The following is a 22,152-nucleotide window of genomic DNA, read 5'->3' on the forward strand; positions in this document are numbered from 1 at the left end:
TGTTTGCCATACAGAAAAACAGAAAATTTCGCCATAGATTACTTGTATTATAGCATAGATTCCGCTTTTCTTCTTAAAAATCACTAGATTATAAGCAACTTTTAAAAGAGCGGTGGAATTTACTTTTACACTGGAATTTACTTTTTCAAGTCAGCGATGAAAAACTATTTCAGCAATACCGTTGCAAATGGCATCATGGCAAGAAACCAGATTATTGACCTTGCCACTGATCCGCTTGCAGAGCTGATTAGCGCCGATCCTTCAAAGCGAACGGAAATGATAAAAGACCTGAGTTTTCTGAGCTCCAGCAAAATTCAGAGTAATGAAGCAGACATAGAGAAAATCAAAAACATATTGATGAAGATCATTCGGGATGTAAAAGAGAACATGGCAGAAGAGCAACCCAGTGGAGCGGTTGCTACAGCAGAAGCAGTAAAGAGGATTCGTGCCGCATTACCGGACAAGCCACAATCTGAATTGACAGCCGATGATGTGTCAACAGCCATTACTGCCTACATAGGAACGATGATCACAATGGACGAGAATACTTCAGAACTGTTCCAGCAGCTTGCCGAGCAAGTTCTTGAGCTCCCCTTGGATGGGGAAAATTAAGCGGGTCGCTGCGGCGGGTTTTTATATACCTCTTGCGCCCCCCGTTGGCACAGAAAATCTTTTCGCACAGCTACAAGATATCCTGCGCCAACTACACCCGAACAGCCGGATTTTGCTTATGGCAAATTCCCTGTCTTTTGTAACTTACAGCCCACAAAATCCGCCTGTTCTGCTGCCACTGAAAACGGTCTGTCTGGCGTGGGACAACCCCCTTTCCAGCATCAGCGGTCGCAAAAGGTATAACACACTATACTTTGCAAGCAAAATCGTGTGCCAAGTGGAACTCCGTCCCCTTTGGATACCCCACCTGTCCATGCAGTAGCGATCCATCCTGCTCCCACACGATAGATACGCTCCTGCCCGGAACAGGTAAAACAGGCCCAGAGATTTGCCCAAATAGCGGGTAAATCTCTGGGCCTGTTTTGGTCAGCAGCGGCTGGGAAAAGGTGAACGGAAAGCCTTGCTGTCTGATAAATTTGAGTTGGATATTTTCGTATTGAGATGCGAAAATCTGTTGTTCTGAATTCCTGTATCTGGTATAATAAAATCGTCGAATTTTCTGACCGGATTTGCCCATATGGCCACATCATCGTGATGCTCCACAGTGGGAAGATTTTGATGGTAGAGACCAAGGGCGACCACTTGGACAACGATGAATCTAAGGAAAAAGCCAAAATCGGCGACCAGTGGGCGAAGCTGGCCGGAAAACAGTACAAGTATTACATGGTGTTTGAGACCAAGCAGCCGGACTATCCGGGAGCGTATTCCCTGGAGCGGTTTATGGAGATCGTGAATGGATTATAATTTTCCAGATATATTTGGAGGAACACATGAACACTAGAATCGAAATTTGTACAAAGGAAGATGAATCCACAACTGTTAAAGGCGGTATTTTAGAGCGGTTGGTGGCGCAAATATTGACGGTTCAGCAGTTTGAAGTTACCCAAACAGTGCGTGTAACCGGGATAGAAATAGATGTATATGCAAAACACAAAATCACAAATCAAGTGATTCTTGTTGAGTGTAAGGCTCATGAGAATGCTTTACCAGCGGATGTCATCACTAAATTGTTAGGAAACATAATGCTGCGCAAAGCTGATGCTTGTTGGCTCGTTACGACAGGGCCCCTGTCTAAGGATGCAGAAGGCACACGAATTGAATGGGAGCAAGAATCAAATAGCGAAAGAGGAAAACTGTCTTTTTATACACAGGACAGAATTCTAGATTTATTAGTTGGATCTAGGCAAATTCAGCCATTGGACAAGATTCTTGGGTTAATTTCAAGTGAATTTGTACCTGGAGATGATGCAATGTTAATGTGCACATCCTCCGGTATGTTCTGGATTATTCCGATTGTTGATCCTGCTCTGGGAATTTCTTCAACAGTTCTTGCATTTGATGCTGTTCATGGCCAAAGAGTAACATCAACCGAGCAGCTTAACAATCTGAAGGCCCATAGAAATAGTTTTAGTAGTTTTCAGTGGCTAGGGAGCGAAAGTATCGACTCTAAGCAAACAGAACTGCTTGCCGAAGAATATAGGAATATTGTTCCGGTAATAAGTGGTGATGATTGGAGCGATTATCGCCCAGCTAGACCAGAGGATTTTGTCGGTAGGAAGAAGATCTTATCGGATATACTGGATTTTTTAGAAAGTGTTAACAATGGAAATTCAAGAACGAGGTTGTTTTCCATAAAGGCACCATCTGGTATGGGAAAAAGTTCTGTTGTATTGAAGTTGGCTTCTCAGGTGACAACAAGCCGAAAGTATTCCAAAAAATTTTTTGTGTATGCGGTAGATGTTCGTACCGCTATGTCAGCGCGATATGCAGAGATGGCAATTAGATCTTGCTTTTCTGAAGCTGATTCACAAGGATTTACAGATGTTACAACGAGGGACATCAATTCAACTACTGTAAGTCAGTACCTAAATGATAGTTCAATTCAAAAGACATTAGAATATTTAAAACAACAAGGTAAAACTATAGTAATTGTATTTGATCAATTTGAAGAGCTGTTCTCTCAAAAGGGGTTGTATCCACTCTTTGATAATGTGCGTGTCCTTTGCAATGAGATAGATGCGCTACAAGGTCCACTAGTTTTAGGATTTGCATGGAAAACAGATTTAACGATTCCTGCTGATCATCCGGCATACTATATGTGGTCGAATTTGGCAGATAGGCGTAAAGAATTTGAATTGTCGCAATTTAAGGCGACAGAAATTAAAAGCGCTATTAAGCTTTTTGGTAGGCATTTGCAAGAGCCTGTTAATCCGATTTTAAACAATTACTTGACCAAACAATGTCAAGGATACCCTTGGTTGTTAAAAAAGTTGTGCATTCATGTTTTCAAGTTGATACACGACGGAAATAGCCAGGACTATGTTATTGGTCAAAGGCTTAATATAGTAGACTTATTTGAAAGAGATATTTCTGAACTAACGCCAGACCAGCACGCTTGCGTAATAGAAATTGCTAAATCTTCGCCGGCAGATTATTTTTCAATTACAGAAACATATGGTAGCGATATGGTGCAAACTCTGATAAACGGAAGAATTGTAATCCGACGTGCATCAAAGTTGACATTGTACTGGGATATTTTCCGAGATTATGTTTTAAATAAGACTGTTCCAGAACTTATGCTGGATTATATCCCTCAGCAGCAATTTAGAACAGATATGCGAGCATTTGCGTGCCTAATAGACAAAGGAGATTTGGCATCTTCGGAATTGGGAAAAGAATTATCTGTAAGTACGGCTACAATCGATAATATAATGATTGACGCAGTTATGTTTGGTGTTGCACAAAGAAATTCAAATACCATACATATAATTCCGGACTCTAAAGAGGCGCTTATTTCCACTCTCCAAGCTATTTTTAAAAAGCATACTGTATATGTGGAAATAAAAAAGTTGGGACTTGAATATTTTAATTATTCACATTTTGCGAAAATATTTCATACGATTTATACCGATAACAACATCAATGGCAAAACAAAGGCAACATATTGTAGCAAACTGTATAATTGGTTTGTTTGCTTAGGTTTGTTTGAAGAGGTTCAAGGCCAGACACATTTAATTAGCGCGCCAAGTGCTAAATCTGCTGCATTTAACTTGGATACAAGAAACCGCAGAGGCCGTTATCAAAGCGGCGGGCAAAACCTGTTTTGGGGGCAAACTTCTCCTGAAAAAATGATTTGTGCATACACTTTGATTGATTCTGGGCGAACAAATTACAATGAGCTAAAATCAGATGGCTATAGAAATGCGATAGAAGCTTTAGTAGCAGCTCGTGCAATAAGAAAAAGTGGCGACGAGGTCCATACTATTTGTAGCCTCCCCCAAGCATTTGCTAATATTGAACAATCGGATACAATTGTGTTTGCAAAGTCTTTGCTTGAGAACAATCCATCCATGAAAAGTGACGAAATGGGGATTAAACTGGAAGAGAAGTTTACTAAAAAATGGAAAAGCGGATCAAGAATACGGTATGGCAATGCGGTGATTGTATGGGTCAAATATTTAGCAGCTACTGATCACAACTAATTACAACGAATTTTCAATAATTAATTGATGCAGTATAGTGAATGTGTAATATTATAAAATAGCCAGGCCCGTACTACTTTTATAAGTAGAGAACGGACCTGGCTATTTTGTGCAATCAAACCCTAATTTGAAACCACAGCTTTTACGAAATCATCTGGAAATGTTTTAGCGCTTCTATGATTGCTGCTTCCTTTTCCGGCGGGCACTGTGGCACTTTTGCATCTTCCTTCTTTGGCAAGTTATAATTCTGTCCCACATCCAGCCCGCACTTCCGCTTGACTTGGGAGATATACAGGCTGGACACCTTCAAACCGTACTTCTCCAGCACGTAGGCTTTGATCTCGTCATAGGTAGCCTTGCTCTCCGCAGCCGTTAAATCCAGTTCATCCATGCTTAGATCAATCTCGATATGTTGCTTTGTGTGAAGTTTGGACAAAAGACACACCGTCTCCACCTGCGTCGTCCCCGGGAACATGTCGACGCAACATACTCTTGTGGCCTCATAACCTTTCGCCTGCAGTACGACGAGATCTCTCGCAAGGCTCGTTGGTTTGCAGGAAATATAGATCATTTTTTCGCATCCATAATGGTCGATGATCTTTGGAAGCGCCTTCGGATGGATTCCGTCTCTCGGCGGGTCCAAAACGATGAGATCCGGGCGTTCCTCTAAGGTATCTAATACTTTTAAAACATCCCCTGCGATGAAGTCGCAGTTTGTCAGTCCATTCTGCGCCGCGTTCACCTTCGCCGCCTCAACAGCTTCCTCAATGATCTCCACGCCGGTCACATGTTCTGCCGCCGGAGCCAGGATCTGGGCAATGGTACCGGTTCCGCTGTAAAGATCGAAGACCTTTCTTCCGTCTGTCTCACCGATGTATTCGCGGGCCGTCTCATAGAGCACCTCCGCACCGAGAGAGTTGGTCTGGAAAAAGGAGAATGGAGTGATCTTAAATTTTAATCCGAGAAGCTCTTCCATAAAGAAGTCCTGTCCATAAAGGATCACCGTGCGGTCATTCTGTACCACATCCGCAAGGCTGTCGTTTTCTGTGTGGAGGATTCCGGCAAAAGAGCCTTCCAGATCCAGTCCCAGAAGTTTTTCTTTCCAGCCCTCAAGCAGCGCTTCCTCATTCTGTTCACTCTTCCAGGTTCCCTCCGTCTGGGTGGAGGTCACAAGATCCACAAGGATCTCCCCGGTCTTCACACCGCGGCGGACAAGAAGATGTCTCAGATAACCGACATGCGCCATTTTTTTATAGAAGACTGCTCCGTGCTCCGTAAAATAATCCAACGTCGCTCTTAAGATCTTACAGCAATCCGGATGCACCAGCACACACCGGTCCACGGTCACGATATCATAAAAGCTGCCGCGTTTATGCATTCCCAGAGTCATGGGACCGTCCTTAAACTCATCTCCGAAGGAAAATTCCATTTTGTTGCGGTACGCCTTTGTCAACGGACTACCTTTGATCCCCTCAAAATTGTAGCCGGCCGGAAGAACCGGATCTAAAAGAGCCCGGACCTGCTGCTCCTTGATCTTTAACTGTTCCTCATAAGGAACCGTCTGGTACGTACATCCGCCGCAGTCCGCACGATGAGGACATGCACCCTCTGTGTTTTCGTATGCTGCGGGAGTCACGACCTTAAGGAGTCTTCCCTCGCATCTTCCTTTGCGCTGCTTGGAGATCGCGATCTCGACGGTCTGCCCCGGGAGCGCGTTCTTTACAACTACCTTTTCCTCTCCGATATGGAGGATTCCTTTATTTGGAAAATCCATCTTTTCCACTGTACCGGTGTAGATCTCACCTTTTTTCATATAATTTTTGTACTCCTTTTTCTGCCGGGAATCGGATTTTTCCGTTTCTGATCGCACAGCGCGTAAACGATGCCTCGTTCCCTGATATGTTTTTATGCACAGAAAAAGGCTGTGCAAGCGATCCCTGCCACAGCCTCGTTCTCATTGTGTTTGTAAGCATTTCGGCTTAAGCTTCTTTCTCGTCATCCTTCTCGACAGCTTTTTTCGGAGTTTCCTCCTCTTCCTCGAAAAAGTCATCGTCGAAATCATCGTCGAAATCGTCTTCAAAATCTTCCAGATAATCCGGTGTAAAGAAGCGATATACTGCGTATGCGATTCCGGCTACAGCAGCAACAGCGCCGATGATAGCAAGCACCCAGAGGATACAATTCTTTTTCTTATCCTCTTCTTCTTTTTTATGAAGCAGTTCATTCAGCTTGGACGCGTTTATAAGCTCTTCCATTTTGCTGAGTGCGTCTTTACTCATCGTATCGAATTTGTTCATCCTCACACATCCTTTCTGTTTCACAGCCGCCCCGGACAAGAATGATCCGCACGGACAGATACTTTGTAATAGTATATCATGATTTTATGGTTTTTACTATCCCTAAATTTTCATAGTTTTAGACACCATTTTTTTATACCGCAGTATATGGAGTTCTACAAATAAACATGATAAAATAAAACTGCTGTCGCACCTCCAGCAGAAAGGAGGCGGTATTTATAGATTACATAAACACTTTCCTTGTCTCTGTCGCGGCAAGCATAGTTGGCTACTATGTTTGCAAATGGCTGGATAGGGACAACCGACAGTAACAGCCTAAACGGTTTGGCTCACCGCAAAGAGCAAGAAAACCCCCGGAGTGGCACCTCCGGGGGTTTTCGCGTACTCATAGACATATAAGCACTTTCCTTAGCTGTTTTTAATTATATGCGATTATTTAGGAAAAATCAATACCAAACTTTTTCAATCACGTTTTGACTTTCCTTTACTTTACAGTTTCTTCAACTTCGCAAAGGAAGCAAACATCTTCCTTGTCCCGATCGCCGCATTATCAAAATCGACTGTGACCTCAAAATCTTTTCCGCCGTCCGCGATGGATTTCACGGTTCCGTCACCAAAACGCATGTGATGGACGCGGTCACCTTCGGAGTAATCCAAAGACTTCGGTTTTTCTACGGTGAACGCCTTTCCGAAGGTCGGCGTGTTCTTCGGCGCCGCAGAAGTCCCGGAGGCATATGGATTCTTATAGGCATCGGATTTCTGTCCAAAAAGACTCACACCCGCCGGACGGTTCTGGAATCTTCCGGTGTGACCGTCAGCCGCTTTTCCGTCCGCGCCGGAAGCCTTCACCCACGGAAGTCCTGCTTCCTCCGGAAGGTTCCTGTACGCGTCCGCCATTTTCTTCCATCCGGTCTTTGAGTCATCCTGATCCGGACGTTCCAGACACACATCCGGGATCTCGTCAATAAACCGGCTCGTTCTTTCAGGCTGTACCTGACCTTTTATCATACGGCTCTTCGCCGCAGTCAGAGTCAGGCGCTTTTCCGCCCTCGTGATCCCCACATAGCAGAGACGGCGCTCCTCCTCCAATGCCTCCGGTCCTTCCATCAGAGACATCATACTCGGGAAAAGACCATCTTCCATTCCTGCAAGATACACATACGGGAACTCCAGACCCTTTGCGGAATGAAGCGTCATGAGGATGATCCGGTCCTCGGATTCGTCCATACTGTCAATGTCCGCAACCAGAGCAACCTCCTCTAAAAATGCAGAAAGACTCGGTTCCTCGGCGCTCTCCCAGTAGGTGACTGCCTTGTTGATCAATTCCTCAATATTTTCCATTCTGGACTCGGCTTCCACCTCGCCCTCTTCCTTCAGCTCGTCACGATATCCTGTCTTATCAAGGATCGCCTCGATCACATCCTTGATCGGAGTCTCTTCCTTTAACATCTTCCGGAACTCGCTGATCTGGTCTGTAAATACTCCGATCTTTAACGCCGCTTTTCCAATTCCCGGAACAGCCTGCACACGTTCCAGCGCCTCATAGAAACTCATATCGTTTTCCATCGCGAACATGTTCACCCGGGCGACACTCATAGCTCCGATTCCGCGCTTCGGAACATTGATGATCCTCTGCACAGCCAGGTCATCCCGCCCATTGGCGATCGTCTTTAAATAGCAGAGAACATCCTTGATCTCTTTTCTCTGGTAGAAGTTTACACCGCCCACGAGACGATACGGGAGATTGTACGCAACACATTTCTCCTCGAATATACGGGACTGGGCATTCGTCCGGTAAAGGATCGCGTAATCCTTCCATGGACCGCCCTTTTTTACGATATCCCGCACGATCCACTCCGCTTCCTCAAAGGAAGAGCTGAACTCCCGGAACACCGGCCGCTCGCCCACCTCATTCTCGGTCCAGAGCGTCTTATCCTTTCTTCCGGTATTGTTCCTGATCACTTCATTCGCCGAATCCAGGATCATCTTCGTAGAACGGTAGTTCTGCTCCAGCTTGATCACCTTCGCCCCCGGGAACGTCTCCTCAAAGCTTAAGATATTTTTGATATTCGCACCGCGGAACCGGTAGATCGACTGGTCATCGTCGCCCACCACGCAGATATTCCGGTATTTTGCCGCTAAGAGGCTCACAAGCCTAAACTGCACCGTATTTGTATCCTGATACTCATCCACCATAATATAGCGGAAACGGTCCTGATAATACTCTAAGACCTCCTGCTTTGACTGGAACAACTCCACGGTCTTTACGAGAAGGTCATCAAAATCCAGGGCATTGTTCTTTTTTAAGCGTTTCTGATACTCCATATAGAGCTCCGCGATCCGTTTCAGTCTCGAATCCCCCTCAGCTTTCGCGCTGAGCATAAATTCTTCCGGACTGATCATCTCGTTCTTTGCGGAGGAGATCACGCCGAGGACGCCCCGTTCTTTTAATACCTTCGTATTCACCTCAAGATCCTTGAAGATCTGTTTCATCAGGGTTTTTGTATCATCGGAATCATAGATGGAAAAATCCGTCGTGTAGCCGATGTTCTCAATAAATCTCCTTAAGATCCGCACGCAGAGGGAGTGGAAGGTGCTGACCCAGACACTGTCCGCGCCGTACTCCACGAGACTGTTGACACGATCCCGCATCTCTCCCGCCGCCTTGTTTGTAAAAGTGATCGCCAGGATATTCCAGGGTTTCACACCCTTTTCCTCTATTAAATAAGCAACCCGGTGTGTCAGCGCCCGTGTCTTTCCGGATCCTGCACCCGCCAGCACTAAGAGCGGACCTTCCGTGGTGAAGACTGCTTCCCGCTGCATCGGATTTAATGTATCGTAATTGTTCATTCTGTTCCCCTTTCACGTTTCCGGATACCGACAGCTCTGCTCGTATCTCCCACATACTGAAACCACCGGTATTCCGGCAACAGATACTACCATTCTACCACAGGAACACTCGTTCGTGCAATCTTTATTATATGAAAAGTATGTGGCTGTTCCTCTATGCGGATAGGAATTTTCTGAACTGATAATTCCGTAACAGTACAGTGGCAGCAGTAGATTTTGCCGATTTGGAATGCGAAATGGTAATGATATAAAAACGCCCCGGCTCAGAGAGAACTGTCATCTCACGATCCGGGACGTTTCTTTTGCAGGCCGGCAGCCAGCATTTGCCGCCAGCCTTATTTTATATTTTTTAGAATTCCAGATAAGCACCTTTCATCGGGCTTGCCGCATGCTCGCTGAACATGCGGAGCACACCGCTCTTGTAGCGGAGCTCTCTCGGCTTCCAGTTTTTCTTTCTCTCAGCAAGGACTGCGTCGATCTCCTCCGGAGTCTTTCGCTCGCCCTTGATACCGATGATGTTTAACTTTCTCTCCATCACATCGATCTCGATGAGATCGCCTTCCTCAACGAGCGCGATCGGGCCGCCGTCTGCCGCCTCCGGGCTGCAGTGTCCGATAACCGGACCTGTGGATGCACCGGAGAATCTTCCGTCTGTGATCAGGGCGATGGAACGGCCAAGCTCCTTGTCGCTGCTGATGGCCTCGGAGGTGTAGAACATCTCCGGCATACCGCTTCCCTTCGGTCCCTCGTAACGGATGAAGACTGCGTCACCTTTCTGAACTTTATGTTTCAGGACAGCATCCAGACACTCTTCCTCGCTATCAAACGGTCTCGCCTTGAGAACTGCCTTGAACATCTCCTTCGGGCATGCGGTGTGCTTGATAACCGCACCTTCCGGAGCAAGGTTTCCGCGCAGAACTGCGATGCTGCCGTCGGTTCCGATGGCCTTGTCAGCCGGACGGATGATGTCCTGTCTTGTGATGGAGATTCCGTAGCGCTCGTTGAACTTCTGAAGCCATTTCTCGCAACGCTCATAGAATCCGTTCTCTTTTAATTCCTTTAAGTTCTCACCGAGAGTCTTTCCGGTCACGGTCATGACATCAAGGTGAAGGTGGTCTTTGATCTCCTCCATGATCGCCGGAACGCCGCCTGCATAGTAGAAGCACTCTGCCGGCCACTTTCCTGCCGGGCGGATATCAAGAAGATACTTCGCGCCGCGGTGGAGTCTGTCGAAGGTGTCACCTGTGATCTCGATTCCAAGCTCATGAGCGATCGCCGGAAGGTGGAGTAAGCAGTTTGTACTTCCGGAGATGGCCGCATGTACAAGGATCGCGTTTTCAAAGCTGTCCATCGTCACGATATCACTCGGACGCATGTTGTCCATCTTCGCAAGCTTAACCGCCTGTTTTCCGGCCTCTCTCGCGTAGTTTAAGAGATCCGGGCTTGTCGCAGGCATCAATGCACTTCCCGGAAGGGCAAGGCCAAGAGCCTCGGCCATGATCTGCATGGTGGATGCAGTTCCGATAAAGGAACAAGCGCCGCAGCTCGGACATGCGTTATGCTTTGCCCAGTTTAAGCGTTTCTCATCGATCTCACCGCGCTCATACTGGGCGCTGTACATACCAAGCTGTTCCAGAGTTAACATCTCCGGACCTGCATTCATGGTTCCGCCCGGAACAACAACCGCCGGAATATTCACGCGGAATAAGCCCATGAGGTTTGCCGGCATTCCCTTATCACAGCTTGCGAGATATACGCCTGCATCGAAGGGAGTCGCGTTCGCGTGGATCTCGATCATGTTCGCGATCATCTCACGGCTTGCAAGGCTGTAGTTGATTCCATCGGTTCCCTGGCTCTCGCCGTCACAGATATCGGTGCAGAAATACTTTGCGCCGCGGCCGCCTGCCTCTGCGATCCCTTTCTTTACTTCATCTACTAAAATATGGAGATGTCCACTTCCCGGATGGCTGTCGCCCGCGGTGCTCTCGATGATGACCTGCGGCATTGCAAGCTCTTCCGGTTTCCAGCCGGTACCGATCCTTAACGGATCAAGCTCCGGTGCAAGTTTTCTCATTTCCTGGCTTTTCAGACATTTCATAATAGTTCCTTCTTTCTTTGTGTGGTGGGTATTATTGTGTATCTCATCCGGGCTGTCAACGTAAAATCTTACGCGAAGAATGAGATGATCAGCGCTACGATAAATCCTGTTCCGCCGACTAATGTCTCCATGATGGTCCATGTCTTTAAAGTCGTCTTCTCATCGATTCCGACAAGGGATCTTACCAGCCAGAAACCGGAGTCATTAAAGTGGGAGCAGACAGTCGCACCGCCTGCTACCGCTGCTACGGTACATGCGAGGTATAACGGGGAAAGCTCGCTGATTCCCGGAAGTGCTGCAACGATACCGGCCGCCATGGTCATCGCAACGGTTGCAGAACCAACGCTGATGCGGACAAGGACCGCAATGATGAATGCCAGTACAACGATTGGGAGATTCATGGACGCAACTGCGTTTCCGATCACATCTCCGAGTCCGGAATACTGAAGTACATATCTGAGCACGCCGCCGCACGCTGTCACAAGAAGGATCAGACCGGTCGGCTCCAGGGACTTTGTCATGACCTTCTCAAGCTCTTTCATCGTGTATCCATGTCTTAATCCAAGACCGAACATTGCGGCAAGTGTCGCGATCAGAAGCGCTACAAACGGCTCACCGAGGAACTCGAAGATCGGAGCAACACCTGCAAGAGCCGGTACAACACCGCAGATGGAGTCCAGGATGATCAGCACTAACGGGATCAGGATAATTCCGACGATCAGTCCGAAGCTCGGAAGTTTGGATTCGTCGATCTCTTCCTGGTTCGCTACGCTCTCCGGAACCGGAACAAAATATTTCTTTCCGCAGATGGATCCCCATACCGGACCGGCAACGATCATTGCGAAGATTCCGCAGAAGATTCCGACTAAGATGACCCAGCCGAGGTCTACATTCAGCATTGTCGCTACAAGGACCGGACCCGGTGTCGGCGGAATGAACGCATGTCCGACCGCAAGTCCTGCGAGAAGCGGAATAACATAATGAAGGGAGGAACGCTTTGTCTTCTTCGCGAGTGAGAACGCAAGCGGGATCAGAATGATCAGTCCTGCATCGAAGAATACCGGCATCGCGATCACGAGACCTGTGATACCGAGCGCCCAGGCGGCCTTCTCATCACCGAACTTCTTTACCATCGTGACAGCGATGGTCTGCGCGCCGCCCGATACCTCTAAGATCGCACCGAACATGGATCCCAGACCTACAAGCAGGGCAATTCCTTTTAACGTGTTTCCAATTCCATCATTTACTGCCGAAATAATGTCCTGTGTCGGCATTCCCGCGAGAAGTCCGATACAGATCGCACCGATCAGGATCGCGATCATCGCCTGAACATTAAACTTGATGATCAGGACAAGCAGGATCACCAGACCGATCAGGGCTGCCAGGACAAGGCGGGTCGGGTTGAGTACAACTCCTTCAGACATAGTGGATTTACCTCCCAATATATTTGTGTTTTTTGACGCGCGGCATCCGCATGATACCCCAGGACGGGACCGCGCTTGTGATGCATACCGTGAAAACCAGATGAGTACTGGGGCTTTCCGGCATTTTCATCAGACATCTCCGGGGATTCCGGCGCTTATTTTTTATATTCGTCTGATGTCTTATGTCTATGTGCATAATCTAACATTTTTCTGTACTTTTTGCAACACATGTCTGATGTATTTTGGTTTTTCTCTTTTTCGCACAAAAAAAGCAGGGGAAAATTGTGCATTATTTTCCCCTGCAATCCTGCTGTTTATTCCATTATCGCCATGATCCGGTCATTTCCCTAATTTTTTATTTTCCTAAACAATCTGCTGCATTCTGTCCCGATTTTGCCGCCTCATCGTTACAGTACACGGGCACTCCATGCCCGCGCACTGTAACGGGATTTTGCCGATGCTTCGCATTCCGAATCGGCAAAATCCGCGACCACAACAGTATCATACGGAATTTTCAGTTCTGAAAATTCCTACCCGTGAAAAGTCACACCTCGTCTCCCATCTGCTCGTAGGCCGTCCGCCGTCTTAAAAGCTCCTGCCGGTTATACGTCAGGTGCATCACCATCGCGCATCGCGCCCCCGTGGAATCGTGGGAAGCGATCGCCTCCGTGATCGCGCGGTGAGTCACGATCGTCTCCGTCCGCAGCGCACGTCTTGTCAGGTTCACGAACGTATTGATCCCCGAATTGATGATCGGGATCAGGGATTCCATGACCTGGTTTTTGCTGCAGCGGGCGATCCAGGTATGGAACTCGATGTCCTTCGGCATATGGTCCTTGTCCGCGAGATAGAGTTCCTCCGTCTCCTTACACAGCCTTTTTAGAGTCTCGATATCCTCATCCGTCGCATAGACAGCCGCCTTCGCCGCGATCTCCGGCTCCAGGATCAGGCGGACATCGAAGAGATCAAGCGCCAGCTTAAATTTATCGTGAAGTTTTGCGGTAAGTCCCAGCGGATCATCCTCGACCGGTGTCAGGCTTTGCACATAAGTTCCGGCGCCTCTTCTCACCTGAAGGACCCCTTTTGTCACCAGACCCTTCACCGCCTCACGGATCGTACTTCGCCCCACCTCGAACATTTCCGCAAGTTCAAACTCGTTTGGCAGACGGTCCCCCACCGCCAGCGGTTTCTTTTCTATATACTCCAGGATCCGGTCTTCGATCTGGCTTCCCAGGAGTTTCCGGTCTTCTTTTTTCTTTGTTTCCATATATTTTCCCCACATTTATTTCAAGTTGTCTGATGTCTTTATTATACGGGAGTTAAGAAAAACTGGCAAGGTAAAAATCATAAAAAGAATGTGCTTCGGCACATTCGGCGTCTCGCGCGGTCGCTTGCGACAATCTTCATCTTCGCGCGAGTGCGCATCTTAGGCACGTAGTGCCTTTTTATTTAACAAGAAGTTCTGTTAAATAAAAAAGATCCCGTATACAACCGGTACGTTCACCGGGATCTGTATACAGGATCCTGATCTTATCAAAGTTATTCCACTCTTACAGCTCATCTTTCACATATCCGGCCACATTGTAAGCATGGTCAGAGATACGTTCCAGGTTGCTTAAGATATCCAGGAATACAACGCCTGCGGACGGGTTGCACTCGTTCTTTGAGAGACGTTCGATATGCTTGTCGCGCATCTCTTCTTCCAGAGTATCCACGCGGTCCTCGAGCTTGCTGACCTGTCGGATATCTTCCATATTGCCATCATTTCTGGCTGCGACTGCATGATCCACCGCACCGATGGCCGCTACGGAGATTTCTTTAAGGTCCTCGATACCCGTCTCAGAAAAAGCAAGCTGATGTTCCTTCAGATACTGAGCTGCCTCTGCGAGGTTTTCCGCATGGTCGCCAACGCGCTCTAAGTCGCTGATGCTGTAAAACAGATTGCTGACCTGCACCTTCTGCTTCTCGTTTAAAGAGAGATTGTTGACCTTGATGAGATATTCGGTCAGCTTCTTATTTAAAATATCGATCTCTGTCTCATTCTTAAAGACCTCATCCAGATGTTCATACTTTCCCTCGACAAGAACACTCGTTGCAAGTTTTAAATTTGCAAGCGCCATCTTACCCATATGAACAACTTCCATCACGCCGACTTCCAGTGCAAATGTCGGAGACTTGAAGATACGTTCGTCGAGAACCGGAAGCTCGTCTTCCTTTTTCTCCTCTTTCTTCTCGTCCTCCTCTGTCTCACGCACGATCAGACCGGAGAACGCAACGAGCTGTTTTGCAAACGGGAATAGCAGCAGGGTGTTCGTCAGGTTGAAAAACGTGTGGAAGATCGAGATCTGCAACGCATTGATACTTCCCTGAGCAATATCCGGGCGCATCATGGAGATCACATACATTCCGATCCCGAAGACGATCGCACCGAAACTGTTGAACGTCAGGTGGATCACCGAAGCGCGCTTCGCATTCCGGCTTGCGCCTGCACTCGATAAGATCGCAGTCAGACAGGAACCGATATTCTGTCCGAGTGTGATATAGATCGCAGCGTTCGTTGTCACGACTCCGCTTGCCGCCAGCGTCTGAAGAATTCCGACAGAGGCGGTGGAGCTCTGGATGATCGCAGTTACAAGCGCTCCGACCATGATTCCCAGGATCGGATTTCTTCCGAGAACCGCAAATGCCTTCGCAAAGATCGGAGCATCCGTGTACGGAGCAACGGAACTTGACATAAACGTCAGTCCCACAAACAGGAGTCCGACACCGATACAGACCTCACCAACCAGACTTTCTTTCTTCTTCTTTGAAAACATCAGACAGAAAGAACCGATTGCAACAACAAGCGGTGCAAAGAAGGACGGCTGCAGCACTTTCATCGCATCACCGAGAGAGTTTAAGGAAACCATCCATGCGGTGATCGTCGTACCGATGTTCGCGCCCATGATGACGCCGACCGCCTGGGTCAGATTCAGGATCCCGGCGTTTACAAAGCCGACGACCATGACAGTTGTCGCTCCGCTGCTGTGCAGGATCGCGGTGATCAGGGCGCCAAGTCCGACCGCAAGGAGCCGGTTGTCCGTCACCATTCTCAGGAACTTGTTCAGCTTACTTCCGGCCGATTTCTGCATGCCGTCGCCCATAATGCTCATGCCGTACAGGAACATACCGAGACCGCCCAGGAAACTGAAGATACTTTCCAGATATCCGATATTCATAATGTCTTCTCCATTCTCTTTTGTCGCCGCCCGGAGTTTCGCGAGCAGCGGGCAAAATGCCGCCGTTTTCGACTTCTTCCGACGGATTTTCTCCCTGTGCTCCATCATATCATAGAGCACAGTATTTTTTCAATTCTAAATATAATATTTGTAAATTTTAGGTAAAGAATTCAAAATGAATTTCGGATTTTTAGTGATTGTCCCATTATTTTTTCAGGATTCTGATCGCATTTTTTACATCTTTGTGAAATGTTTCCCATTCTTCCGGATGGTCCACAAAATACTTCGGACAGATCTTGCCCGTCACATCATAATGACGGATGATATCGTCCGGCTTCAGATCAAACTCAACACAGAGGTACGCGCACAGATTCACCAGCGTCTGATATGTACTGTCATAAAATTTTCCGGTCTCGTCCGGATGACAGCACTCGATGGAGATCGTGTCGCTGTTCCTGTTGTTGGAGGCGTAGGCGACCTCATCGAGCGGAATACACTGTACCACTTCTCCCTCAAGTCCGATCACAAAATGGCTGCTGGCTGATGTCGTCTTCGAACCCGTCTGATCTTTCAGACCTTCAAAATAGTTCCGGTTCTCCAGCGCGGTGCTGCAGGGATTCGCAACGTAATGGACCACGATCCCGTTTACTTTCTCCAGAGGAGTCTGCGGTCTGGAATACTTATTCGGAGTCAGAAGATCCACTTTTACATACTCCGGCACCTTTACATCTGCCGGGTTCACCTGTTTTCTCCCGGTAAGTTTCTTCGTCACGAGCACCGCTGTCGTGATCACGGCGATCACAACCACGGCCGCCAGACCCCCTAAGATCATACGGCGGATCCGCTCCTGTTTTCTTCGTCTTCTCCGGTTCTGTTCCCGCCGGAGTCTGCGCTCCTCGATCTCATCTCTGTTTGTCATCATGTTTTTTGCGGCTGTCACCGGTCGGTACTCTCATGCCCGCATGATCTGGCATTGTCCGGCCGGACAGTTTTTCCTTTCGTCTATTCTTCTAATGCCGGGCAGACTTTTTCTCCTGCCGATCGGTCTGCATCGGATTTCTGACCTTTTGACCCTGATATCATACTATAACTGAAAACAGTTCTTCTCAAACCGGATCAGCCCGTCCTTTTTCATCCTGGAAAGTTCCGCAGACAAGGCACTTCGGTCCACCGCAAGGTAATCGGCGAGCTGCTGACGGTTGTAGGGGATCGTAAACGTCTGCTTTTTCTGTCTCTCCGATTCGAAGGAGAGATACGCCATCACCTTTTCCCGGATGGACCGCTGTCCCATGTGATCGATCTTTCTCGTCAGCATGAGATTTTTCTTCGCCATAATATATAAAAGATTGTGGATCAGGCGATTGTGGTGGGAACAGGCCGGTGTGCAGACATTCAAGATCTTCCTGACATTCAGGAACAGGATCCGGCTTTTCTCCGCCGCCTCCACGTTCACCATCAGAGCTTCCCCCGGCATGCAGGCATAGGCCTCACCGAAGAGTTCCCCGCTCCCCGCATGTCCAAGGACCTGACGGTTTCCCCAGAAATCATCTCTGGAGATCTCGACACTGCCCGAGAGTACAAAGCCCATCGAATGGATCTCGGTCCCTGCGAGAAAGACAGCGTCGCCTTTTTCATATTTTTTTTCTACTGCGGAGAGACACTTTAAGATGCTCTCCTTTTCTTCGGGCTGGATTCCTGCAAAGAGCGGGGAATCCGGGATTGTTTCGTTTGTGAACATGGGAAGCTCCTTTTTTTGTGAAGGCAAGCTTTTGGCCAGGTGTGGTTCTCTTGCCACGTGCGGTCTTCTTGTTTTCATTTCATGAAAACAAGAAGCTTCGGGCGTCCGCCCTATGGAGATTTATGGCGGAAAAATTTCTTATGCAAGTGAACTTGCAACAGCTATCTCTTTTGGAAGTGCGGTCTTCTTGTTTTCATTTCATGAAAACAAGAAGCTTCGGGCATCCGCCCTATGGAGATTTATGGCGGAAAAATTTCTTATGCAAGTGAACTTGCAACAGCTATCTCTTTTGGAAGTGCGGTCTTCTTGTTTTCATTTCATGAAAACAAGAAGCTTCGGGCGTCCGCCCTATGGAGATTTATGGCGGAAAAATTTCTTATGCAAGTGAACTTGCAACAAAATTTTTCCGTCATAAATCTCCGCACTTCAAACGTTTTCGTTGGAAATACAACATACATTTTTATGTTATTGTAGTATACTTACCCCACGAAAGTCAATCCATGACACAAAGTTACCACAAATCGATACCACGAATAATAACCGGAAATGCGGCTGAATGTTTATCCGCATTCCGGCATGATACGAAAATCTGAAAGGGGAAACCATTATGAAAAGAACCATCGTAAAAATTGATGAAAAGAAATGCAACGGCTGCGGCGCATGTGCGGCTGCCTGTCAGGAAGGTGCGATCGCAATGATCGACGGAAAAGCAAAGCTGATCCGCGACGATTACTGCGATGGACTTGGAAACTGTCTTCCGGCCTGTCCGGCGGATGCGATCAGCTTTGAGGAACGTGAGGCTGCCGCTTACGACCATGAGGCTGTCTTAGCACATATGGCCGCGAGAAAGGCTGCTTCCCTGGCGCCTTCTGATGCCCCGGCCCCAAAGCCGGAATTTACCGGATGTCCGGGTTCCATGAGCCGCACGATCTCCCACGCTGCGGCATCCCACAGTGCAGCGATCCCGGGGCACTCCACACCGGTCTCCATGGAGAGCAGACTCTCCCAGTGGCCGGTCCAGATTAAGCTTGCCCCGGTCCGCGCCCCGTATTTTGACGGTGCGAAGCTCCTCGTTGCCGCAGACTGCACTGCTTACGCATACGGAAATTTCCACAACGATTTCATCGACGGTCATGTAACACTCATCGGATGTCCGAAACTTGATTCCGTAGACTACTCAGAAAAGCTCACCGAGATCATCAAAAACAACGAGATCCAGAGTGTGACCGTTGTCCGCATGGAAGTTCCGTGCTGCGGCGGGATCGAAGCTGCTGTAAAGAATGCCCTGATGGCGAGCGGAAAGTTCATTCCGTGGCAGGTCTACACGATCGGGACGGATGGACGGATCCTGAAGTAACTGGATTTTGCCGATGTTTCACATCCTGAATCAGCAAAATCGGCTGCCGCAACTGTATCGTACAGAATTTTCAGTCCAGAAAATTCCTACTCGTGTACAGTAACATTACAATCATTATAAAGGAAACATCTTATGTCAATATCAACTTCACAGACTCCGTCCGGCCGTACCCCGGAACAGGATGCAGTCATCTGCGCCCTCATCGGTCTTGCCCGCGCCACAGAAGCAAAGGAGATCCCGGCAGGAACTGCCCCGGTCCTCTTCGCCTCCCTGGCCGCTGCAATGCCAGGAAACACACTCTCCGCTTCCGCTGCGAACGATCTCATCTCGCAGATACACGAGCAGAAAGCCATCATCGCCCCCGACTGTGCCGCCTGCCCGTCTCCCTGCGGACGGACTGCGGACTTCCTGCCGGAGGACTTAAACAGGACCGACGACGGTCTCTTTGAGGAGCGGAACAGGCTCCTCAAAAAGCTCAGCGAACAGGCCAGGACGGAATGGACACGGATCCTTGCCGATCAGGAAGATCCGGAAATCACAAGACTCTTTATGGACTGCGTGTTCATGGCAGGATACGCGTACGAAAAGGAACTGTTTGCGCCGTACTTTGAAAAACTGGAGAGTTACAGTACACGGTCACTCCATTCCCGCGCACTGTAGCGGGATTTTGCCGCAGTAACGCTGGAGAATCTTATTTTTTAGTATTTCCTGTCCAATGCATCGATAATCTTGCATTTTTGCTCTATGCGTCCTATAATCTTTTTATGAAGCTGCCAGTTCCGGGAAGGAGTGCGGCATAACAGCTGTATCGGAGGTGTCCGGTCTCACACTGATAATCCCGGGAACACGCTCCGGCTGGCGGACTTCATCTTGATTTTCGACACGCTCTCAACAAGTGAAAACACGCTTCGCGAGTTCCAGTTTTTCTGTCAATCATTCCGCATAGATGGGAAACATTCTCATATGCAGAGGTTTTCTTTTTGTTTAACAGGAAGTTCCATCGAAATTTCCTGTTAAACGAAAAAAGCAGGGAGTGACTTGTCCACTCCCTGCAGATGATACAGAAATTATTTCATTTTATTCATTGCTATTTCCACTGCATCAAGAAATCGTTCTGCTTCTTCCAATTGCTTCTCCGCTTCTTGTTTACTTGCAATATAAAAGTCATCATAGTCCGATTTTTCTCTTAAAAATGCACTGTTCTTTATTACGATAGATAAATTCCTATCGAGAATATTTTCTTTGAGATACTCCTTATTAAAAAAAGCAATAACTCCCGAATGCTTTGATGAATCAAAACCTTTTAAAATATTCATCGCACGCATCGCATGGAAAATCGCATAATAGGATCGGTTCAACGATGTTTTGTACTGTCCAATCTCAAGATTTTCTCTTGCTGCAACCAGCATTTCCTTTGCACGATCCATCCGGTATCCGGCTAATTCCTTCAGGCTGCCTTCCAAAGAACAATTCCCTCCTTCTGGACATTTTGATAGAACGGAAGGATTTTCCCCCATTTCTGCAGATTTTCTTTTTCAATATCAACAATAGAAAAAACGCGGTCATAACGCAGATCCATATCTGCAGCCCAGCAAATAAACCGATCTTTCGTTTCAATATCCATACCTTTTTTCACGATAACCGCTATATCAATATCACTTTCCGGCGTGCTTTCATTCCTTGCAACAGATCCATATAGGATAATTGCTTCAATGTTATTCGCAAAAATATCACGTAATCCCTGAATCAGTTCATCTTTCATCCTATCCGTCAACATCGAATCATCTCCTTTTTTATAGTATATCCGATATTGATATGCAGTGCAAATACTCTTCATAAAAATTTGAATGTATTTTCACCTTTTTTCTCAGATAAACCACTCCGCCTCCGCGCGTCTCGTATAATTCTGTTTCAACATCTCCACATGGGATAAGAATGCTGCATCATCAAAATATTTTGCTCCGGTCGGACATGCCTTGATGCAGGCCTGGCACTTGATGCAGATTCCGGTACAGGTATCCGGCGCGTCCTTCGGGATCGATCCCATCGGACAGACAGTCGCGCAGATTCCGCATTTCGTGCACTTCTCCGGGTCCGTCTTCGGTTTTGCCTTTAAGAATACCGCCGGTTTTCCATCAGTTCCAAGCGGTGTATAATATGCCCCGACCGGATCATCTCCGCGGACCGCGATCTTTTCCGGGATCTCAGTCAATCCAGAAACCTTTTCTGCCACCTTCTCACCAAACTCTGCGATCTTCACAAGATCATCCGCATCCGGACGTCCCGTTGCAAGCTTGCTGCTGAAAACATGTTCCGTCGGAATTCCTGCTCCCGCAACTGTATGGAAGCCGTGTGCCTCAAGCTCATTCCGGAGCTCGATCAGACCATTGTCAAAATTTCTGTTTCCGAACACAGAAACCGCTACCGCAAGCGCCCCGTTTCCCTCAAACGCAGTCTGCACATACGGGAGCATCTTGTTCGGGATACGGCCCGCATAGACTGGAGTGCTGAAGAATGCAAGGTCTTCCTTATCAAAACTTACAACACCTTCCCTGTTTTCCGGAAGTGTAAAGTCAACCGTTCCCATCGGCACACCCAGGCACTCTGCCGCCCGCTTCGCCATCGTTGTGACGACCTTTTTCGCGTTTCCTGTCGGGCTGAAATAAACCGCCCATACTTTTGTGATCTTCATATTCCCTGTTCCTCCAATCCATAAGTTGTATGGTCAAATGTATCTCCGACCGGAATTTATATGTTTGCTATTTTTGTTAAGCTTATTAACTTCTTTTTGTATCTTAATCCATATGGCATGATTTGTCAATCCCAATGAAGCCACGTTCTTCTGGCTGTCCATATGTGTGAACTACCCATTGTCTTAAGCCAATAGGCTTCCTGCTTCATCGACCTCGTAACCTACTATCTCCACAGGCGTTAATTTGGGCAGTCCCTGCCCTATATATTTCTTTATGCTATTTGTCTTAATCCTTCTGTCAGTATATTTTTCGCGGCATTGATA

General features: G+C 47.7%; 18 protein-coding genes. 6 read left to right on the top strand and 12 right to left on the bottom strand.

Annotated features, from left to right (window positions below; all coding sequences use genetic code 11):
- Positions 1-195 precede the first annotated feature (195 nt).
- The 3 genes from V2546_RS14845 (at position 196) to V2546_RS14855 (ending at position 4,154) form a co-directional block, all read left to right on the top strand.
- A complete protein-coding gene (locus V2546_RS14845; protein ID WP_329752733.1) occupies positions 196-612 on the top strand; it encodes a hypothetical protein in 417 nt (138 codons plus the stop codon).
- Positions 613-1,230: 618 nt separating this feature from the next.
- Positions 1,231-1,416: a hypothetical protein gene (locus V2546_RS14850; protein ID WP_329752734.1), complete on the top strand. Its 186-nt coding sequence runs from the start codon at positions 1,231-1,233 to the stop codon at positions 1,414-1,416.
- 26 nt (positions 1,417-1,442) lie between these two features.
- Positions 1,443-4,154, top strand: coding sequence for a restriction endonuclease (locus tag V2546_RS14855; RefSeq protein WP_329752735.1), 2,712 nt, complete (start codon positions 1,443-1,445; stop codon positions 4,152-4,154).
- A gap of 142 nt (positions 4,155-4,296) precedes the next feature.
- On the opposite strand, the gene rlmD is transcribed toward V2546_RS14855, so the two are convergent.
- From rlmD to V2546_RS14900, 9 genes are all read right to left on the bottom strand, one after another.
- Positions 4,297-5,967, bottom strand: a complete 1,671-nt coding sequence (gene rlmD, locus V2546_RS14860; protein ID WP_329752736.1) for a 23S rRNA (uracil(1939)-C(5))-methyltransferase RlmD — start codon at positions 5,965-5,967, stop codon at positions 4,297-4,299.
- Between the two features lie 166 nt (positions 5,968-6,133).
- The gene (locus V2546_RS14865; protein ID WP_015554931.1) at positions 6,134-6,451 is read right to left on the bottom strand and encodes a hypothetical protein; all 318 of its coding nucleotides are present in this window, start codon (positions 6,449-6,451) and stop codon (positions 6,134-6,136) included.
- A gap of 489 nt (positions 6,452-6,940) precedes the next feature.
- Positions 6,941-9,301, bottom strand: coding sequence for a UvrD-helicase domain-containing protein (locus tag V2546_RS14870; protein WP_329752737.1), 2,361 nt, complete (start codon positions 9,299-9,301; stop codon positions 6,941-6,943).
- Between the two features lie 349 nt (positions 9,302-9,650).
- Positions 9,651-11,390 carry a dihydroxy-acid dehydratase gene (gene ilvD, locus V2546_RS14875; RefSeq protein WP_486463601.1) on the bottom strand — a complete coding sequence of 580 codons (1,740 nt, stop codon included), beginning with the start codon at positions 11,388-11,390 and terminating at the stop codon, positions 9,651-9,653.
- A gap of 77 nt (positions 11,391-11,467) precedes the next feature.
- Complete coding sequence (locus V2546_RS14880) at positions 11,468-12,823, bottom strand: GntP family permease (RefSeq protein ID WP_118297819.1); 1,356 nt, start codon at positions 12,821-12,823, stop codon at positions 11,468-11,470.
- Positions 12,824-13,367: 544 nt separating this feature from the next.
- Positions 13,368-14,090: a FadR/GntR family transcriptional regulator gene (locus V2546_RS14885; protein ID WP_329752739.1), complete on the bottom strand. Its 723-nt coding sequence runs from the start codon at positions 14,088-14,090 to the stop codon at positions 13,368-13,370.
- Between the two features lie 283 nt (positions 14,091-14,373).
- Positions 14,374-16,041 carry a Na/Pi cotransporter family protein gene (locus V2546_RS14890; RefSeq protein ID WP_118531936.1) on the bottom strand — a complete coding sequence of 556 codons (1,668 nt, stop codon included), beginning with the start codon at positions 16,039-16,041 and terminating at the stop codon, positions 14,374-14,376.
- A gap of 205 nt (positions 16,042-16,246) precedes the next feature.
- Entirely contained in the window at positions 16,247-16,963 is a 717-nt protein-coding gene (locus V2546_RS14895; protein WP_405579813.1) for a peptidoglycan recognition protein family protein, read from the bottom strand.
- 162 nt (positions 16,964-17,125) lie between these two features.
- Positions 17,126-17,779 carry a Crp/Fnr family transcriptional regulator gene (locus V2546_RS14900; protein ID WP_118531881.1) on the bottom strand — a complete coding sequence of 218 codons (654 nt, stop codon included), beginning with the start codon at positions 17,777-17,779 and terminating at the stop codon, positions 17,126-17,128.
- A 112-nt stretch (positions 17,780-17,891) separates the two neighbouring features.
- On the opposite strand from V2546_RS14900, the gene V2546_RS14905 reads away from it, so the two are divergent.
- From V2546_RS14905 to V2546_RS14915, 3 genes are all read left to right on the top strand, one after another.
- Positions 17,892-18,167, top strand: a complete 276-nt coding sequence (locus V2546_RS14905) for a hypothetical protein (RefSeq protein ID WP_329752741.1) — start codon at positions 17,892-17,894, stop codon at positions 18,165-18,167.
- A 219-nt stretch (positions 18,168-18,386) separates the two neighbouring features.
- A complete protein-coding gene (locus tag V2546_RS14910) occupies positions 18,387-19,136 on the top strand; it encodes an ATP-binding protein (protein WP_118531883.1) in 750 nt (249 codons plus the stop codon).
- Positions 19,137-19,268: 132 nt separating this feature from the next.
- Entirely contained in the window at positions 19,269-19,796 is a 528-nt protein-coding gene (locus V2546_RS14915) for a hypothetical protein (RefSeq protein ID WP_118531885.1), read from the top strand.
- Positions 19,797-20,203: 407 nt separating this feature from the next.
- Here the strand turns inward: V2546_RS14915 and V2546_RS14920 are convergent, their stop codons facing one another.
- From V2546_RS14920 to V2546_RS14930, 3 genes are all read right to left on the bottom strand, one after another.
- On the bottom strand, positions 20,204-20,599 hold the full coding sequence (locus tag V2546_RS14920; RefSeq protein ID WP_243121946.1) for a HEPN domain-containing protein: 396 nt from the start codon (positions 20,597-20,599) through the stop codon (positions 20,204-20,206).
- Positions 20,584-20,913: a nucleotidyltransferase family protein gene (locus V2546_RS14925; protein WP_118531890.1), complete on the bottom strand. Its 330-nt coding sequence runs from the start codon at positions 20,911-20,913 to the stop codon at positions 20,584-20,586. The genes V2546_RS14920 and V2546_RS14925 overlap by 16 nt, the downstream gene beginning before the upstream one ends.
- 90 nt (positions 20,914-21,003) lie before the next feature.
- On the bottom strand, positions 21,004-21,828 hold the full coding sequence (locus V2546_RS14930) for an EFR1 family ferrodoxin (protein WP_118320803.1): 825 nt from the start codon (positions 21,826-21,828) through the stop codon (positions 21,004-21,006).
- Positions 21,829-22,152 lie beyond the last annotated feature (324 nt).

The sequence above is a fragment of the Clostridium sp. CM74B_53 genome (genome assembly GCF_036318045.1).
Taxonomy (GTDB): Bacteria; Bacillota; Clostridia; order Lachnospirales; family Lachnospiraceae; genus Pilosibacter.

Coding starts and splice junctions, on each gene's coding strand:
- V2546_RS14865 (WP_015554931.1), bottom strand. CDS start 6,451: ATGAACAAATTCGATACGATGAGTAAAGACGCACTCAGCAAAATGGAA.
- V2546_RS14855 (WP_329752735.1), top strand. CDS start 1,443: ATGAACACTAGAATCGAAATTTGTACAAAGGAAGATGAATCCACAACT.
- V2546_RS14890 (WP_118531936.1), bottom strand. CDS start 16,041: ATGAATATCGGATATCTGGAAAGTATCTTCAGTTTCCTGGGCGGTCTC.
- V2546_RS14910 (WP_118531883.1), top strand. CDS start 18,387: ATGAAAAGAACCATCGTAAAAATTGATGAAAAGAAATGCAACGGCTGC.
- V2546_RS14845 (WP_329752733.1), top strand. CDS start 196: ATGGCAAGAAACCAGATTATTGACCTTGCCACTGATCCGCTTGCAGAG.
- V2546_RS14915 (WP_118531885.1), top strand. CDS start 19,269: ATGTCAATATCAACTTCACAGACTCCGTCCGGCCGTACCCCGGAACAG.
- V2546_RS14850 (WP_329752734.1), top strand. CDS start 1,231: ATGGTAGAGACCAAGGGCGACCACTTGGACAACGATGAATCTAAGGAA.
- V2546_RS14930 (WP_118320803.1), bottom strand. CDS start 21,828: ATGAAGATCACAAAAGTATGGGCGGTTTATTTCAGCCCGACAGGAAAC.
- V2546_RS14900 (WP_118531881.1), bottom strand. CDS start 17,779: ATGTTCACAAACGAAACAATCCCGGATTCCCCGCTCTTTGCAGGAATC.
- V2546_RS14880 (WP_118297819.1), bottom strand. CDS start 12,823: ATGTCTGAAGGAGTTGTACTCAACCCGACCCGCCTTGTCCTGGCAGCC.
- rlmD (WP_329752736.1), bottom strand. CDS start 5,967: ATGAAAAAAGGTGAGATCTACACCGGTACAGTGGAAAAGATGGATTTT.
- V2546_RS14895 (WP_405579813.1), bottom strand. CDS start 16,963: ATGATGACAAACAGAGATGAGATCGAGGAGCGCAGACTCCGGCGGGAA.
- V2546_RS14925 (WP_118531890.1), bottom strand. CDS start 20,913: ATGTTGACGGATAGGATGAAAGATGAACTGATTCAGGGATTACGTGAT.
- V2546_RS14885 (WP_329752739.1), bottom strand. CDS start 14,090: ATGGAAACAAAGAAAAAAGAAGACCGGAAACTCCTGGGAAGCCAGATC.
- V2546_RS14905 (WP_329752741.1), top strand. CDS start 17,892: ATGGAGATTTATGGCGGAAAAATTTCTTATGCAAGTGAACTTGCAACA.
- V2546_RS14870 (WP_329752737.1), bottom strand. CDS start 9,301: ATGAACAATTACGATACATTAAATCCGATGCAGCGGGAAGCAGTCTTC.